This window comes from Paenibacillus sp. J31R34, assembly GCF_059383715.1.
Map to the genome: position 1 here is coordinate 222,746 of NZ_JBXENU010000006.1, position 16,915 is coordinate 239,660.

General features: G+C 48.6%; 13 protein-coding genes and 1 pseudogene. 3 read left to right on the plus strand and 11 right to left on the minus strand.

All coding sequences use genetic code 11. The annotated features are described in order from the left end of the window. Positions 1–137: 137 nt before the first annotated feature. The 4 genes from AC50YG_RS18170 to AC50YG_RS18185 all read right to left on the minus strand — a co-directional run bounded on the left by AC50YG_RS18170 (position 138) and on the right by AC50YG_RS18185 (position 7,129). Positions 138–1,454, minus strand: coding sequence for an ABC transporter substrate-binding protein (locus tag AC50YG_RS18170; protein WP_494828375.1), 1,317 nt, complete (start codon positions 1,452–1,454; stop codon positions 138–140). 757 nt (positions 1,455–2,211) lie between these two features. Then, on the minus strand, positions 2,212–3,102 hold the full coding sequence (locus AC50YG_RS18175) for a hypothetical protein (protein ID WP_494828377.1): 891 nt from the start codon (positions 3,100–3,102) through the stop codon (positions 2,212–2,214). A gap of 211 nt (positions 3,103–3,313) precedes the next feature. Beyond that, positions 3,314–5,335 (minus strand): ABC transporter ATP-binding protein, encoded by a 2,022-nt coding sequence (locus tag AC50YG_RS18180; RefSeq protein WP_494828379.1) that lies wholly within the window; start codon positions 5,333–5,335, stop codon positions 3,314–3,316. A gap of 45 nt (positions 5,336–5,380) precedes the next feature. Beyond that, on the minus strand, positions 5,381–7,129 hold the full coding sequence (locus AC50YG_RS18185) for an ABC transporter ATP-binding protein (protein ID WP_473757288.1): 1,749 nt from the start codon (positions 7,127–7,129) through the stop codon (positions 5,381–5,383). 549 nt (positions 7,130–7,678) lie between these two features. Between AC50YG_RS18185 and AC50YG_RS18190 the strand changes: the two genes are divergently transcribed. Beyond that, positions 7,679–8,782: a GGDEF domain-containing protein gene (locus AC50YG_RS18190; protein ID WP_494828381.1), complete on the plus strand. Its 1,104-nt coding sequence runs from the start codon at positions 7,679–7,681 to the stop codon at positions 8,780–8,782. A 35-nt stretch (positions 8,783–8,817) separates the two neighbouring features. Here the strand turns inward: AC50YG_RS18190 and AC50YG_RS18195 are convergent, their stop codons facing one another. The 5 genes from AC50YG_RS18195 to yidC form a co-directional block, all read right to left on the minus strand. Further along, positions 8,818–10,038, minus strand: coding sequence for a Bcr/CflA family multidrug efflux MFS transporter (locus AC50YG_RS18195; RefSeq protein WP_494828383.1), 1,221 nt, complete (start codon positions 10,036–10,038; stop codon positions 8,818–8,820). 266 nt (positions 10,039–10,304) lie between these two features. After that, positions 10,305–10,541, minus strand: coding sequence for a cold-shock protein (locus AC50YG_RS18200; RefSeq protein WP_445933771.1), 237 nt, complete (start codon positions 10,539–10,541; stop codon positions 10,305–10,307). A 439-nt stretch (positions 10,542–10,980) separates the two neighbouring features. After that, positions 10,981–11,313, minus strand: coding sequence for a hypothetical protein (locus tag AC50YG_RS18205; RefSeq protein ID WP_341280041.1), 333 nt, complete (start codon positions 11,311–11,313; stop codon positions 10,981–10,983). Between the two features lie 33 nt (positions 11,314–11,346). Further along, complete coding sequence (locus tag AC50YG_RS18210) at positions 11,347–12,045, minus strand: pirin family protein (RefSeq protein ID WP_473757258.1); 699 nt, start codon at positions 12,043–12,045, stop codon at positions 11,347–11,349. Between the two features lie 251 nt (positions 12,046–12,296). Then, on the minus strand, positions 12,297–13,157 hold the full coding sequence (gene yidC, locus AC50YG_RS18215) for a membrane protein insertase YidC (RefSeq protein WP_473757259.1): 861 nt from the start codon (positions 13,155–13,157) through the stop codon (positions 12,297–12,299). 458 nt (positions 13,158–13,615) lie between these two features. On the opposite strand from yidC, the gene AC50YG_RS18220 reads away from it, so the two are divergent. Then, on the plus strand, positions 13,616–14,362 hold the full coding sequence (locus AC50YG_RS18220; RefSeq protein ID WP_494828387.1) for a hypothetical protein: 747 nt from the start codon (positions 13,616–13,618) through the stop codon (positions 14,360–14,362). Between the two features lie 148 nt (positions 14,363–14,510). On the opposite strand, the gene AC50YG_RS18225 is transcribed toward AC50YG_RS18220, so the two are convergent. Both AC50YG_RS18225 and AC50YG_RS18230 read right to left on the minus strand, forming a co-directional pair. Continuing rightward, positions 14,511–14,927: a glycosyltransferase gene (locus AC50YG_RS18225; protein WP_473757261.1), complete on the minus strand. Its 417-nt coding sequence runs from the start codon at positions 14,925–14,927 to the stop codon at positions 14,511–14,513. Positions 14,928–15,060: 133 nt separating this feature from the next. Then, positions 15,061–15,708, minus strand: a complete 648-nt coding sequence (locus tag AC50YG_RS18230) for a hypothetical protein (RefSeq protein ID WP_494828389.1) — start codon at positions 15,706–15,708, stop codon at positions 15,061–15,063. A 92-nt stretch (positions 15,709–15,800) separates the two neighbouring features. On the opposite strand from AC50YG_RS18230, the pseudogene AC50YG_RS18235 reads away from it, so the two are divergent. Beyond that, positions 15,801–16,776: pseudogene (locus AC50YG_RS18235) on the plus strand (aldo/keto reductase). The last annotated feature ends 139 nt before the right edge of the window (positions 16,777–16,915 follow it).

Consider the following 16,915-nt stretch of genomic DNA (forward strand, 5'->3'; position numbering starts at 1 on the left):
TTCGCAAAGCTCCGAATAATGTCGTCTTTATTGATGTGTTTGCTTCCTATCTTCGGGGAAGGGTAGGTTTTTCAGTGGCCTCGACATTTCCGAGAGATTTCGACATTGCTACTATAATCCTCATTTATTCAAAACCCTCATTTAGCATCCACCTGTCTTAGCGACCCATTCAGTTCTTCTTCGAATGCTTTTAATGCGTCCTGAACGCTTATGTCACTAGCGACAATGTCAGACATATATGTGGGTGCAATTTCATCCAATTTAGATATTAGTGGAAGTGGAAGTTCGCGAAATTGATTAATTAACGTGTTATTTACACGAGTAAGCTTATAAAATGCCGCTATGTTTTCATCCTGTTCTTCACCAATAATCCTAGCGGGCAGTTCTGTAACATTGATTTGAGGAAGAATCTTCCCATAATCGTTGCTGGCAATATATTTTATAAGTTCCCATGCCTGATCAACTTTATTGGAGTTTTTAGGTATGGAAAAAATCGCATTCATGTATATTCCATTCCCCATACCAGGGTTCTCTGGGCTAGCTGGAAAGGGTACAACCCCCCATTCGAACTGATTATCAGAATTTTTATTTTTCATTAATGTCTGAAGCATGGTCGATTCATCAATTGCCATCGCAATGTTTCCAACAAGGAAAGGGTAGGTCTGTTTCTCCATTTCACTAATTACCGTTGAGTTGCTGCTTACGCTTTGACTTCCATCATAGCAAACCTGATTCTTGAAACACTTTGTGACCCCGTCAAATATTTTCTCCCAAGAAGGGGAGCTCAATGTAAAGGTATTCTGATTATAAAAGGATAACCCACTGCTTTCACCAATAGTTAGCGCCATCATAAAAGGTGTAGATATGCTTTTATAATATAAGCCCGTCTGGCGATCTTCTTGACCTTCTTCGCCGGGGAACCGCTGTGCCAACTCAAAAACATCATCCCACGTTACTTGATCATTCGGATAAGCGACGCCATTTTGATCAAAGAGCTTTTTGTTATAGTACAACGCTTTCCCTGTAAAAGCTGCTGAAAGCCCATACAACTGATTTTGATCATCAGTTAAAAAATCAATCACCGCAGGGGTATATGTTGTAAGATCAAATTTATCTTTTTGAACAAAACCTTCCAAAGTGGATAGCTCGCCTTGATCAGAGAGAATGGCATAAGAGTCCATATCAATTGCTATTACATCCGGATTTTCTGTGGAGATCAGCTCTTGAATAGTGTCTGTTATATTTTTATTATTTTCAAGCCTTTCCATTATCGACACAACATTTAATGTGTAGTTTGGATGGGTTGCCAAGAAAAAGTTTCCGTAGGTTTGGTTAAAAGCTTGACTATTAAAGGCAAGCACCTTTAAGGATTGCTCTTCTTGAGGCCCTTTATTTGCAGTTTGACAGCCTATCAAACATAACAATATAATCCATATTAAATTATACATTTTCATTTATATATCCCCCGCTTTTTTATCCGACGGAGAAGGTCGGCCGTTTCTGGTAGTGGAAAAAGCAAAGATGTCGCATTCGGCTTCACAATCCGTCATACAAATTAATAATAGTACTTGATTTGGAAATCAAGAAAAATACGCCCTTTCAATTATACCATCACATTCCAATTTTATCCTTTCTTTTCATCAAATAAAGACACATTCCATCCTTTGACGAATCAAGGCTGGGGAGCCGCAACATGCGATTGTTGCTGAGACCCCGCAGCCTGGGACGCTCATTCCTTTTTTGGAGGACTGAGATTCCGCTATTTTGTCTTTTGATCCGATTTCAAGCTGTAAGCGGACAGGAGATTCGTTATTGCCCTTATCATCCCAGCAAAATGGTCATTTGCAGCGCGTTAGCGGCTCCTGAGTCCGATGCCTGTGCCTTAACCCGTAATCCGGTTGAAATAGCGGCTGCTGTGTCCACCAAGTCTATCTTTGTGCAGGGAGTAGATCCTTGAAACGAAGAGCATGAAGTAGCCTTTCGGTGCGTAGGATTCAATCAGAAGGTGTGACATTCCCAGTAGGAGACGCGATACGTTTATCGCTGGCTTCTATCATGATCTGATTCATTTACTTTTGCATACACGCCCTGGAATACTTATTCAAAAAGAATAAATTTCTATTCCTCATTAACAAATAGGCTGTGTGAAGGTCCTGTTATGAACCTTCACACAGCCTATTATCAAAGTTTTGCCCTACACTGTTTACCTTATTAAGCTGTTTGATCGGCAGAAGCTGTTGCGGCTGCATCCGTAGATTCTGCTGCCGCATTATGCTTCCCGTGCTTGCCTAGACGTCCCTTCCCATCGCCTTCCGGCTTCTTGAACTCGCCATTAGCAAACTGGGTAACACGCTCCGTGAGGGCAGCGATTTTCTCATCATATTGCTCCTGTGTCAGCTTGCCATCCGTGAGGGCTTGATCGAGACGCGTCTTTTCCTCCGCTACCTTTTGGTCAATCACTTTTTGCACGTCTACGCCTTTTTCAGTCGCAATAGTCGCCAGCGATTTGCCATCCTTCAGCTCTGCTTTTAGCTCATCGACTGTCACACCAATAACGGCCGCTGTTTCCTCGCTTGCGAAGCCGCCTTTGCCGAATCCTCCTTTGCCGCCGCCACGTTGGCCGCCTTCACCGCCAAGGCCAGCTTGGCCATTCGAATCCAATATTTTATCAGCTATTGCCGAGCTATCCCATTGCTTGTCTGCTTTTGTCGTACCCAGCGTCTTGTCTGAATTTTCACTTTGAAGCTTTTCTTGGCGAGCAGCAGCAGCTGCATCAATCCATTCCACCAGCTTGGCCTTCAGCGTCTCGCGGTCTACGCCCTGAGCGGAAGCGACCTCGGCAAGCGTTTGCGTTTGGAGCTGCGCACCCAGCGTCGCTTCATCAAGCTTCAAATATTCAGCAAGCTGCGTTTTCCACTGTCCAAAACCGAAAAATCCGCCCCTGTGCTTGCCTGCTTCACGCGTTTTTCCGCTTCCATCCGCATTGCTTTGCGTGTTTGTATCCGTTGAAGCAGCATGGATAGCCGGTATGGCCAGCGCACCTCCGCCTAAAACCAGCGATAATGCAATTGCGCTTGCGACGATCGTTTTCGTACCCTTCATGACTGTATTCCACCTTTCAGTTGAATTTGCCTTACATTTCCTATCATAGGCATCCATTCTTAGCTCAGTTATAAACCCAGCTGAATATTACCTGAAAATCATGAGGATTTATTCAGAAAAAAGCACAAAAAAAGACGGAGCCTCATCAGCTCCGCCCTGCATCCTATACGATCCTGCTCCATGCTCATTTTCGAAAATAAAGCTTTCAGCCCTACGCCGTTACAGGCGCTCCCAGCTGCAATTGATACATCGCGAAGTATTTGCCGCTATGCTCCATCAGCTGATCATGGCTGCCCCGCTCAACGATCTCGCCATGATCCAGCACCAAAATTTGATCGGCCTGGCGTATCGTCGACAGGCGATGGGCAATAACGAACGTCGTGCGCCCTTTTTTGAGCACATCAAGCGCCTCCTGAATAATCGCCTCTGTCTCGGTATCGATGCTCGCAGTCGCTTCATCCAAAATCAGAATCGCCGGGTCATACGCGAGCGCCCGGGCAAAAGAAATCAGCTGGCGCTGGCCCGCGGACAGCGTGCTGCCCTTCTCGATAACCGGCGCATCGATGCCGCCGGGAAACTGCATAAACATCTCGTAGGCGCCAACATCGCGCAGCGCCTGCTCTACCCGCTCCCGGCTAATTTCCGGGTTGCCTAGACTGACGTTTGACGCGATCGTTCCCGTGAATAGGAACGGGTCCTGCAGCACGATGCCCATATGCTGGCGCAGCTGCTGCTTCGGAATATCCCGCACATCGCGTCCATCAATTAAGATGCTGCCTTGCTTTAAGTCATAGAACCGGAACAGCAGGTTGAGAATGGAGCTTTTGCCGGAGCCAGTGTGTCCTACAAGCGCTACCGTCTCGCCCTGGCGAGCGACGAAGGAAATGTTCTTGAGCACATAATCTTCTTTTTTATAGGCAAAGGTCACGTCCTTGAACTGCACTTCGCCCTTGTAACGCTCGATTTTACCGCTTGCAACGTCAATGCCTTCTTCATCCATCAGCTTGAATACACGCTCCGCTGAAACGCGTGCCGTCTCCAGATTGGAGAGCTGGTTCACCACGCCGACAATCGGCTGGAACATCCGGTTCATGAGATCAATAAAAGCATACAGCGTACCGACGAGCAGCACTGTGCCGAACCAATTGCCCCAGAACATCCAAATGACAACCAAAAACATAATGTTGCGGATGACCTGAACCATATTATGCGAGGTGATGGAATTTAAATGAAGCAGCTTGTTTTGATATTTAAAATAATGATTATTCAGCTCATCAAATTCCTCCAGCGTCTCTTTCTGGCGGCGGAAAGCTTGAATGATCGGCATCCCTTGAATGGCCTCATTGATCATGCCGTTAATTTCGCTGAGCTTAGCTCGAATTACCTTATTGTAATGCGCCGCAAAGCGGCGATATACCTTGATCCATACGAGCAGCAGCGGCACAAGCGGCAGTGCGAACAGCGCCAGACGCCAGTCGAGAAAGAACAATGCTACATAGATCGCCGACATATAAATGATGGCTGAGAAAAAGTTCGCCAATACCGAAACATACAGCTCTCGCACCGCCTCGGTGTCATTCGTAATGCGTGATACGACTTGACCTGCGGCCAGTGTATCGTAATAATTGACGGGCAGCCGCTGCGTATGCTCGAATACATCATTACGCATGCGGCGGACGATGCTGTTCGCTGACGTCTGCAGCAGCAGCCTTTGGCCATAAGTCAAAAATCCGCCTATGAGCAGCAGCACGCAATAAAGCGCCGCAAGCTTAATAATGCCCGGTGTTTCCGGCTTGTAGAAGGCGAACAGCTCTTTTGCGGACAAGGCGGTTACAGGGAAAGTAACCATCTCTCCTGTCGCTTTGCTTGTAAGGGTCATCTGCTGCCCCTCTACCTTACGTTTTCCATCCTCGAAGGGCAGCTTCCCTTCAAGCCAATAAAACGTTCTTCCCGACTGCAATATCCGCACACTATCACCCTGCGGCTCTCCAGCCGACAGGTGATCCACGCGTTTGTACCATTTTCCATTATGCTCAACCGCGAAGCTGTCCTGCTTCGCCGTCTCATACCATGTCTTCTCAATGCCAAGTATGTTTTGATCGATCATGCGCTTGGCAATGAACGGTCCCGCGAGCTCTGCGGTTACCGCTAACAGCAGCAGCACAAGAGCTCCAATAATCGGCTTCTTATATAGCATGGCGTATTGAAACAATCGTTTACCTGTTAAGCCCATTGTCCCTAGCGCCCCCCATTTCCTTTGCTTTTCTTACGTTGTATATTAGGACTCAATAATCGACTCCAGCTGCTGGCGATCATATTGCTCCTTGTACCAGCCGCCCGCTTGCAGCAGCTCCTCATGAGTGCCTTCCTGCACAATGCGGCCCTCATCGAGCACAATAATCCAATTCGCATGCTGAATCGCGGACAGGCGGTGCGTCGTAATAAGCGTCGTTTTGCCGGCACGCTCTGTGCGGATGCCCTCGATAATTTCCGCCTCCGTCTTGCCGTCTACGGCAGACAGCGCATCATCCAGCATTAAAATTTCCGGATCGGCGATGAGCGCACGCGCAATACTCACACGCTGCTTCTGCCCGCCTGAAAGGGCAACCCCCTTCTCACCGACCATCGTTTCCAAGCCTTCAGGCAAAAACTGAATATCCTTCGCAAAGGAAGCCCGTTCCAGCGCACGCTGCAAATCCGCTTCGCTCGCCTCGCCCTTCTTCCCAAACCATATATTGTGGCGGATTGAACGGGAGAACAGCACGGGCTGCTGCGGCACATAGCCGATCCAGCCGAGCAAGCGCTGAATTTCGAGCTTCTCAATGGGAACATCCGAGACGGAAATATTTCCGTGTCCAATTGGATATTCGCGGAGCAGCTGCTTGAGCAATGTCGTTTTGCCGCTTCCTGTGCGGCCAACAATACCTAACGTCTGGCCTTTGCGAATCGAAAAGGAGACATTAACCAAATTATCGACCTTCGACGAAGGATAACGGAAGGTCACCTTACGGAATGAAATCGTCTCTGGCTCTTCCACTGCAACTACTTCTGAAGCATCCTTTACATCCGGTTTGTAGTTTAGTGATTCGTTAACCCGATCAAGCGAAGCATTGCCCCGCTGCATAACGTTAATCAATTCTCCGATCGCCAGCATCGGCCAGATCAGCATCCCCAAGTAAATATTGAACGAAACCAGCTCGCCCAGTGTAATTTCACTTTTGAACACCATGTAGCCGCCATAACATAAGCCGATCAAATAGCTGAGGCCGATAAGAATTTTCATCGTCGGCTCGAACAGCGCATCGATGCGGGCAACCGCAATATTTTTCTCATAAACTTCGTCCGTCTTGCGGCTGAACTGCTGCTGGCTCGCTTCCTCCTGTACGAAGGCACGAATGACGCGCACGCCAGACACCGCCTCCAGCACCTGGTCATTCAGCTCGCCGAAGGAATCCTGCGCCTCCATGAAGCGGCTGTGAATTTTGCCGCCGAAATAGCTCATCGCCAGCGCCATAAGCGGCAGTGGCAGCAGTGCAGCAAGCGTCAGCTTGAAGCTGATTGTCGCAATCATCACCGCGAGAATGGTGAACATAAAGAAGGTCGAGTCAATGAGCGTCAATATGCCGAAGCCTGCTGTGTTAGAGACAGCCTTCAAGTCATTCGTTGCCCGAGCCATCAAATCGCCAGTACGATTACGCTCAAAAAAGGTCGGCGACATTTTCATAAAATGCTTCATCAGTTGGGAACGCATAATGCGCTCCAAAAGGAAGGAACCGCCGAATAATTGATAAAACCAAATATAGGACATGATATAACCTACAATTGTAATGGCAATCCAGCCGCCAATGATGAAATAAAACTCTTTGTCAGCAAGTGATCCCTGCGAAATGCCATCAATGGCATAGCCCGTCATCCAAGGCGGAATAATATCCAATACGCCAACCAAAATGAGCAGCACGCCCGCTATCGCGTAGCGCTTCCAATCCATTTTGAAAAACCATCCAAGCTTCTTAAGTACGATAAACATAGCGCTGCTTTGATACCTCCCCATATCCATCCAAACGTTTATTTTTCCCACAAAAAAAGGAAACGCATCGGTTACACGATACGCTTCCTTCGCATGCATCATCGACCTCTAGCGGGTCGAAGGCATTGAAAAAGGCGCACGGCTGCATCGAACGCAACCATACGCCTTTGATTTATGGGAAAGCTCCCTTATTCATCAAAGAGAATTAACGCACGGATGGATTACGCTCATTAAATTGTTATTTACAAAATCAAACTCTGTTGTGAGATGTGCAGTAAATTTACGCATGAGTCATAATCCTCCTTTCAAGTTGTTTAATCTTCTGCCACTTTAACACCGCTTGTAAATGCTGTCAATACCTTATTTTGAAAACAGTTGTGCCCATTTTACGGGTTTACAAGGTTCATTTTACCTTAATAAGCATTTTTCAACAGCAATCCTCTAAATTTCGCATGAATAAGTGTCGAATTTGCAGGATAGCAGGAATGGTCTGTCGAAGCTATTCAGCTAGCCATCTAACGAAGGCACCATTTTGGAAAAGAGGCAAATATGTTCAGTCTATCTTCATTACCCCGCCATGATTCATCAAGCTGGTATCGCATTATGCTCAATGTGTATTGGGTATTATGTATACTAGCGCTTACCTGTCAATACACGATATTTGCTCTCCAAAATACTGCGCCGGATGAAACCTTTTTCTCAAACCGACTATTTTCATATGACATCCTGCTACAAAACATCCTCTTGCTTCTCGTTATGGTGTCCCTTGAAGTCATTATCCGCTATGCAAGCCGCTTTATTGAGAAAGCACTCATTATCGGCGCTCATCTCATTACGATGAGCTTCTTATTTTTTTTAAACGCCCAGCTTTTGACGGCACCCGCCCTGCTGCTGCTTCCAATGCTGATTACGGTGTTATTTTTGCGGCCTTATTATTTATTTGTTTCTTTGCTCGTCTCGATGCTTTATCTATCTTATATTTATTTTTCTTATTATTATGATGAAGGATTTACTGATCTCGATGCCTTCTTCTTCGCAGGTATACTAATTGCCACAGCACTAGTAGGATTCGCAATTATACATCGGGCGAGAGGCTTGCTTGTCACGCTCAACCGTACGCTTAAATCCGAGCAAGAGCTGCTGATCAAAAATATCGTGATGGATCGAATGTCGAAAATCGACCCGCTTACCGATCTGTATAACCATAAAACATTTCATGAATATGTGGAAAAGCTCATTGAATACCAAGAAGCTAACCCGTTCAACTTCCAGCTCGCGATTATAGATATCGACAACTTCAAGCAAGTCAATGATACTTACGGGCATTGGGTTGGCGATATTACGCTTAGACAGATGGCTGCGACGCTGCTAAAGCACTTGAAAACCGATGATTTTGCCGCCCGTTATGGCGGGGAAGAATTTATACTCATTCTCCATGAAGAGAGCCTGGAGAAGGCGCTTGCGCTCGTTGAGAAAATTCGCGTGTCCATCGCCCAGACCAAAATCGCCGAAATGGACAATCATTCCGTCACCGTAAGCATTGGCCTGCACGAGCATCTCCCTGGCGAATCCAAAGAGGCGAGCTTCCAGGAAGCGGATCAAGCCCTCTACGATTCGAAAAATAGCGGCAAAAATAAAACGACTATCCGATAACTTGCTCGGATAGTCGTTTTTGCGCCGGCCGACGTCTAGCGCACGCTCCCTCTACGCGCCATAAACACATAGAACAGCACAGCGATGATGCTTGATGCTGCAATAACGATGCCCATCGGCAGCGCCGTGTGGCTGCCGCCCAGACCTACCATCGGCGCAGCAATGGCGCCAATGACGAAGGATAGCAAGCCGATTAGCGCCGAGGCGCTTCCGGCTGCTTTGCCTTGACTTTGCATCGCCAGCGTAAAGCTCGCCGTCTGGATGACGCCGACGCTGGATACGACGAAGAATAGCGGAATAAGAACGGCAATCAGCCCAAGATCAGCTAATATGACAAGCAGCAGCGCGACACCGCCAATGGATGCCATGCTGAGCCCAACGATGAGCAGCTTCGTTTCGCTCACCTTGCCAGCGAGCCTGCCAGCAGTTTGGCTGGCAATAATGATGCCAACACCATTAATAGCAAAGCATACACTGAACATCTGCGGCGAGACGCCAAAAATCTCCTGCAGTACAAACGGAGAGCCCGATATGTAAGCGAACATCGCCGCGGTTACAAAGCCTTGGGAAAGCGCATAGCCCATAAATACGCGGTCCCGGATTAGTGTACCGAAGGTGCGCAGCGTGCTTTGCAGCCCACCCTTTAATCGATTTTGCTCCTGCAGCGTCTCCCTAAGCCCGAGCCACGACGCAAACAGCATTACAACCCCAATGGCGCCAAGCACAAGGAAAACACCGCGCCATGATGTCCATTGCAGCACTTGTCCGCCCGCAATCGGTGCTGCTATTGGCGCTACCCCGTTCACCAGCATAAGCAAGGCGAAAAACTTCGTCATTTCGGGCCCGTCATACATATCCCGTACAATCGCTCTGGACAGCACAATGCCGGCTGCCCCGCCCAAGCCCTGCACGAGCCGCAGCAGCACGAACGTCTCAATCGAAGGCGCGACGATACATAGCACCGAGGCTATAACGTATACGATGAGTCCAATCATAAGCGGCTTTTTTCTGCCATAAATATCGCTTAAAGGTCCAATGATGAGTTGACCCACTGCAATACCAAGCAAGCAGGCTGTCAGACTCAGCTGCGCCATGGAGGCGCTAGCGCCAAAATAATTCGCCAGCTCCGGCAATGCCGGCAAATACATATCAATGGATAACGGAGCGAAGGCAGCTAAAGCGCCAAGCAGCAGCGCCATCCTTATGCGTGCAGAGGAAGTCGGCTGCTGCTTCGAAATCAACACCTGTTGTTTCATCAAATTGTCTCTCCATTTCTATCTTCCATTTACGTGCTTATATTCTGTAACAATTATAATTACAACGCGCATTAGGTGTCAATGCTTGGGCGTTACGGCGTTAGGGCATTAGGGCATTAGGGCATTAGGGCATTAGTACATTAGGACATTAGAGCATTAGTGGGGATCAGCGGCCTTAGCCTGATCGATTTGCTCAAAGAAAGGGCGCCCAATTGGACGCCCTTTGCTTGAATCGGCCATATATTCGGCTAATTCGATTATTTGGTTTATTCCGCTACTGGAATGCTGTTTTTCGCCCGATTTATATCATTGGAGTTGACGAGTTGTGGCAGCATCTTCTCCGATTCTTCCATAGGAGAATTGCATTGCAGGCAAGTGGGCGACTGCTCGAACGAAAAGTTTGCACGCATCCAGCCATTGCAAACATCACTCGTACAAGCCCATATTTTCGTGCTGACCTCAGGGACTTCCTCTTGAAACTTTTTCCGACTATAGATCGTCAACGCCTCCTTTAATTGGACATGCTATTGCCATGATAAACCTGTTCCTGCTTCTAGCGTTTGATAAATTACGAAATTCCATACATAGGAATTGAACGCAAATGATTACCAGCCGCCTCGAGCCCAAGCATTGAATCGTTGTACATCTGATCATCGGTACGCCTGAATAAGATAAACCAAGGCACCCTGTCCTTCATTCGCATAAAGGATGTATATGCAGCAGCGGGCGATTTTATTAAAATATAAGAAAGTATAAGCTTTCTCTTTATACTTAGCTTATATTTCACCGCGAAACGTTAGCATTACCGCCAGAAGACGGCGACAGCCGTTTCACCTTGAATTCTAAGCATTTATAAGTTTTATCCTTATCACTTAGAATTCTTCGACAAAGCTCTTCGCTCGTTCCAGAAGGACGACGAAGTCGTTTTTGCTTGGCCCCGCTTTACAGCTTGTAGCCGTAGTTATGTGGAATATATTCAATCATCGCTTTCGCCTTGAACGCAAGCTTGCGTTCAACAGCTTGAAAGCTGACGGATTGTTCCTGTACGTAGAACCAAATTTTGACCGTTGGCTTATCCTCATGCTCTTGGAAAAGAAAGACGTTCAGCTCTTCCTTCCACGCAAGCAGGTTGCCCAAATCAAGCTCCGGCGGCGTCGTGACCGTGAATGCCCATAAATCAGCAGCCTGCTCAATGTGATAATGAACGTCATACTTGCTGGAATCTACAAAGGTTCTTCCTCCAACCGCATGCTTGATTAGTAACGTTTCCTTCATCGCTTTCTCCCCCTCGCGCAGAAAATTCCGTCCTTAAGGCATATCAATGAGCATGACGAATGTATCTTCCTTCGCCTTGATCAGAATTTCCGGTTCAAACTCCGCACGAAGGCTGTCTTTCGCCATCATATTAATGTTATTGACGTCGGCAGCGCCCTCGATCAGCATCAAAAACACACGCCGGCCTGCCTTTTGGCTGTAATAAAGGCGTTTTCCTGCCTCAACACGGCCCAAATGAATCGACATGTCCTGATGAATCATCGCTGTGCCGTCCGTCCCTTCCGGCGTGACAATCGGCAGAAAAGCATTGACCAGCTTCTCCTGATCGTACCGATGCACCTCATAGGAAGGCGTCAGCCCGCGCTCGCGAGGCATAAACCATAGCTGCAGAAAATGTCCCTCTTCGGTTTCTGAATCATTGTATTCTGCATGGACAATGCCGGAGCCCGCTGTCATCCTCTGGATTTCCCCGGCAGAGGTAACCTCCATATTGCCCAAATTATCCTCATGCTTAAGGCGGCCTTTCAACACAATGGTCACAATCTCCATGTCGCTATGAGGATGCGCTCCGAAGCCACGGCCCGGCGCAATCTCATCTTCGTTGCATACACGCATGACGCCGAACTGAGCGTTATCCGGATCATAATAATCACCGAATGAGAAGCTGCGTGAGCCCCTCAACCATCCAATATCAAAAAAGTTCCGCTCGTTCGCAGGATAACGCTTAATCATCGTGCAAGGCCTCCTTTTTACACTTAACTGTCCGCATGCCAAACCATACCTTACACTTATTGTATCATACTTCGTTCAAAACTGTCCCATGCAGCTCCTCAACTTCTCTGTACCCGACTTTTCATTCCGCTTGGAGGCTTCAGCCGGATCGAATTCTAAATTTCTCTACAGCGCTGTCCTTTGCTCTGAAAATAAAAAAAAAAACGCCCCGAGGGTTGTGAGGCCTCCGGAACGTCTATTGTATATGGAGCTTAAGTTTTTGCAGGAAGCTTTTTACCTTTTGCTTTCTTCTGCGTTGGCGCTACAGCCTCTACTACTGGCATAACTGGCGTTATAGGCATCGGGTACAGCCGCTTCGAAAGCATGGTTTGTAAAATCATGAACACTCCGCCAACGACCCAATAAAGCGGTACAGCAGCAGGTGCGGTAAATGAGAAAATACCCATCATGATCGGTGAAAGGTAACCGAACAGCGCCATCTGTTTTTGCTGGGCAGGGTCCATGCCGATTTGAGATACGCGGAACTGCACATAATAGATAGCAGCGGCGAGAAACGGCAGGATGTGATCCGGCGCACCGAGCTGGAACCAGAGAAAGGAATGCTCCGCCAGCTCCGGCGTCATTTTGATTGCATAATACAGTCCCGACAAAATCGGCAGTTGAATGAGCATCGGAAGGCAGCCAATGGCAAGCGGATTAAACTTGTGCTCGCCGTACAGCGCCATCGTTTCCTTTTGCATATTCGCCTGCGCTTCAGGCGATTTGTCATTTTTGTATTTTTCCTTGATTTGGTTAAGCTGCGGCTGCATGACGCTCATCTTCTGCTTCATTACCTGCTGGCTCTTGGATTGGCGAAGCATAAGCGGAAGCAGGGCCAGACGAATGAGCAAGGTAATCGCAATAATCGCCATGCCAAAACTGTCGTTAAAAAACTGCGCAATGTGTTGAATTAAATAAGAGATGGGGAATACAACGTAATGGTTGAAAAATCCTGGTGTCGCTGAGTCAATCGTTCCATTCGCCGCACCACAGCCGCTAATGATGAGCAGCAGCCCGATAATAAGGATAAAGCGGTATTTTTTAAGCAATTCCATTGTATATTTAGATAACATATATATCCTCCTCGTTTGTTTGGATGTTGCTTCACAAACGAGGAGCTGCAATCTGTGGGATCACCATCAGGCGCTTCTTTTCTTTTTACTTTTCGTACAAGCCAGAGGGCAACGGTATGAGCCCGCTGAACCGTTGGCAAAATACGTGCAGGTGCTGGCGCATGAACCTTGTCCTTCGACCATCGGGACGGCTCGCTTGCAGCATGAAAAGTGAAATACGCTGCATAAGCGAACGTGCAGATAATGCTTACAGAGAAAAAATACGGTATAATATCATGCAGCTCGAGCAGCTTCTTCACCTCCAGACTCAAATCGGTTACTCTTGTAGTATAAAGCAACCATTCCTGATATTCCCTCGTCTAAAGTCTAGGTACTACCTGCACCAGAGACTGTTATAGCGAGGAGCTCGCAGGCGATAAAATAGATCTAGTCATTATTATACTGGGAGGTAAGCTATTTTGTATATCACCTTGGTTCATCTTACGCTTGGTTGTTTATTCCTAGCGCTGCTGTTGTCTTGGATTGCCGGTAATAAGGCCTCCTCCCTGCTCTACAGCAAATCCGAGCAGCAGCTGCACCAGCGTGCCAAAGACTTAATCATTTGGACAATTGTACTGTCCATCCCAGCAGCAGCGGCATTGGGCGGAGTCGTCACCATGGCCGTCAAGCTCCCACCGGATTATGATTTGGGCATGCTCATCTGTGTACCTATCCTGACCCTGTCGCTTGCGCTGCTGTGGGCTAGAAGCATTCCCAAGCTGCTCAGAATGCGCAAAAATACAGGACGGAAGTCCAGCGACCCATTGCCTGTACGCATGCTATATCGCGCTTCAGAGCCCGCGTTCATCTTGCCTTACCAGCTGCTGTCGCTCTGTACGCTAACGATCTTTTACCTGACCTTATGCGTCGCTGTATCGCTGCATTCGATGCCACTTGCTCTCCCGCTTACGATGCTCGGCTTCGCTGCTGCCGTTCTCTGGATGATTCACGGCGAACGCAGCAGCAGGGTGACCTTGCCGAAAGCGAAGCTCCAGCGCCGTCCAAGCGAGCGCATGGTACGCAGGCTGGCTGTAGCCATTGCTATTGTGCTGCTTGCAGGAACTCCTTATTACAATGCTTTTGACAAAATCGATTTGCCGGAAGCGCTCACCATGACCAACAGCGCCGACAACCTGCACTCATTCGGTTTTTACATTGAACAATAACAGAGCAGCAAACGGCCTCCTTCTACGGGGCACATCGGGACAAACCTGTGCTATGCATAAATGACATCGCTCCAGTTAAAAATAACCCTCGCCTAATAAGGCGGGGGTTATTTGATGCTAATGAAGAACCATTCAGTTGTGCTAGTTATTAGCATGCGGCACTCTCCGAAGCAAAATCCCAAAGCGGGGAATGGGTAAAGCCTTCCTTAGCCCGTACAACATAAAACGGAGAAGCACCCTGCAATCCCGCACTGACGCTGCGGAAGCGGTCAGATACCTCCATGACGATCTTCTGCTCGCCCGAAGCATGGTCTGCCCCTGCGGCAACTGCCGCATCATAACCAAAGCTGCTGGCGAAATGGATCGCACGTACCCGAATATCTGCTGCGCAAAAGACTCGAAGCATATCTGCTGAGCGATCCGTGCTGTTGTCATTTACAAAAATCAGTTCGTAATTCTCGCCAATGGGCGGAATAATTCGTTTTAGCCGCTTGTAGGTGTCGTAAAGCATTTGCTCATCATTATACACAGGAATGACTACGGAATAAGTGACTGGCTCACGCATAACAGGTCCCCTCCCGGCTTCGAATGCTGTTTTAACAGCTTATCCTTCTACTATACATGATTTTTCTTAAGATTCCCTTAATTCTAACTGATCATTTTTCATGAATTTATGATGAATTTTGTCAGATTGTTCCTTATTCACCCAAAGCAAACCAAGTTTCCACCGGCTTGAAATATAGATGACCATCGGACCATGGCTGAAAATGCAAATCCATTCGCGATTCGCTCCAGTCCGCAGGCGTTCCACTTGTCTTTAGCTTGCGCGGCAGCACCGGCTCCTCCACGACAGCCGGAAATTCCTGATAGCCGAACAGCAAATTTTCATGCAGCGCGATGATTTCATATTTGGGACCATGAAACGCGTGCTCCTCCTGCAGCTGGTAGTGGAAATAAATGTAGCTCGCCACCATCTCCGGCTTCAAATGCGCCACGCGCCCGACGCGCCGCTCCACCGCTGCCTTGCGCCGCCAATGCTCCGGGCTTGCTGGCGCATTGAAATGAAACACATCAATCATCGGAATCCATAAGCGCTTCTCGGCCTGTCCGGGCCATGGCTCCAAGTAACTGCCTAGCTCGCGCATGAGCTGATCGGGCGCTGGCGGTTCATCCATCAGGCTTTCTACATATAAAAAAAGATTCCGCTCCCATTTAAACAAGGCCGCTGTCATGAATTTGCCTTCCTCAATCCAAGGAAGCAGCTGCTCTCTCAAGCGTTCCACAGAAGCGAGCGCTTTCATTTCTTCATCTGCAAGCAGCTGAGCCCGCGCTATCACTCTTTCCATCGTCGTCCCTCGCTATCTTATGCTATATTAAATGCCAAGCATGCTTATGCCTAATTGCACGAATTAAACGTTGAACGGAGTGACTTTAGCTTATGAAATATAAACGTCTCGGCAATAGTGGACTAAAAGTATCCTCTCTCGGCCTCGGTACCAATTCCTTCGGCTCGCGGGCGGATAAGCAAAGCTCTATCTCTATTATACATGCTGCACTTGGCAGCGGGATAAACTTTCTGGATACTGCCAATATTTACTCGGGCACCGCATCCGAGACCATTATCGGCGAGGCGCTTAAAGGACGAAGGCATGAGGCCGTAATCGCCACTAAGGCCGGTCTGCCTCGCGGCCAAGGCGCGAATGAGCGCGGCTCGTCCCGCTATCATTTGCAGCTTGAGCTGGAGCAGAGCTTGCGGCGGCTGCAGACGGATTATGTGGATTTATACCAAATCCACACCTTTGATCCGGAGACGCCGCTGGAAGAAACGCTGCGGGCGCTCGATGATATGGTGCGCGCCGGCAAAGTCCGCTACATCGGCGCATCGAACTACGCGGCCTGGGAGCTGATGAAGGCGCTCGGCATCAGCGACCGCCTGGGCCTGAATCGCTATGTGTCGATTCAGACCAGCTATTCGCTCGCCGACCGGACGCCGGAGCGCGACATTACGCCGCTATGCCTCGACCAGGGCGTCGGCATTATCCCTTATTTTCCGCTAGCCGGCGGCCTGCTGACCGGAAAATACAGCGAGCAGCAGAGCGCACCGCAAGGGTCGCGGCTGGACAAAAACCCGGACTTCGCCCGCTTCTTCACGGGCGAAGGCTTCACGCTCAGCCGCAAGGTCGGCGAGCTTGCGACTCAGGCGGGCTGCACGCCGGCTGTGCTTGCCCTGCACTGGCTGATGCAGCAGCCAGTGCAGGGCAAGCGTTATCGTCGGCGCGACGAGCGCAGAGCAGCTGGAGGCCAATCTGGCCTCAGCCAGCCTTCAGCCGGAGCCGGCCATCCTGGAGCGGCTGGATGAAATCAGCCTGCGCTTTAAATATGGCGAGCCATTCGCGCTTTACAGGCTGAGTTAGTCGATGAGCTTGGAGGAACGGAAAACGCCATAGCATACCCTTGAGGCAGCACAGCTGGTTATGGGCCGGGAGACAGGGGCTATTTTTCATAAGAAGCTGTTGCTCTGTATGCAGCCCTATCGCTGCTATATCGGAAAAA

Excerpts from the sequence above, each read along its gene's own strand:
- AC50YG_RS18175 (WP_494828377.1), bottom strand. The coding sequence starts at position 3,102 with ATGAAGGGTACGAAAACGATCGTCGCAAGCGCAATTGCATTATCGCTG.
- AC50YG_RS18190 (WP_494828381.1), top strand. The coding sequence starts at position 7,679 with ATGTTCAGTCTATCTTCATTACCCCGCCATGATTCATCAAGCTGGTAT.
- AC50YG_RS18185 (WP_473757288.1), bottom strand. The coding sequence starts at position 7,129 with ATGTTTATCGTACTTAAGAAGCTTGGATGGTTTTTCAAAATGGATTGG.
- AC50YG_RS18205 (WP_341280041.1), bottom strand. The coding sequence starts at position 11,313 with ATGAAGGAAACGTTACTAATCAAGCATGCGGTTGGAGGAAGAACCTTT.
- AC50YG_RS18180 (WP_494828379.1), bottom strand. The coding sequence starts at position 5,335 with ATGGGCTTAACAGGTAAACGATTGTTTCAATACGCCATGCTATATAAG.
- AC50YG_RS18195 (WP_494828383.1), bottom strand. The coding sequence starts at position 10,038 with ATGAAACAACAGGTGTTGATTTCGAAGCAGCAGCCGACTTCCTCTGCA.
- AC50YG_RS18225 (WP_473757261.1), bottom strand. The coding sequence starts at position 14,927 with ATGCGTGAGCCAGTCACTTATTCCGTAGTCATTCCTGTGTATAATGAT.
- yidC (WP_473757259.1), bottom strand. The coding sequence starts at position 13,157 with ATGTTATCTAAATATACAATGGAATTGCTTAAAAAATACCGCTTTATC.
- AC50YG_RS18210 (WP_473757258.1), bottom strand. The coding sequence starts at position 12,045 with ATGATTAAGCGTTATCCTGCGAACGAGCGGAACTTTTTTGATATTGGA.
- AC50YG_RS18230 (WP_494828389.1), bottom strand. The coding sequence starts at position 15,708 with ATGGAAAGAGTGATAGCGCGGGCTCAGCTGCTTGCAGATGAAGAAATG.
- AC50YG_RS18170 (WP_494828375.1), bottom strand. The coding sequence starts at position 1,454 with ATGAAAATGTATAATTTAATATGGATTATATTGTTATGTTTGATAGGC.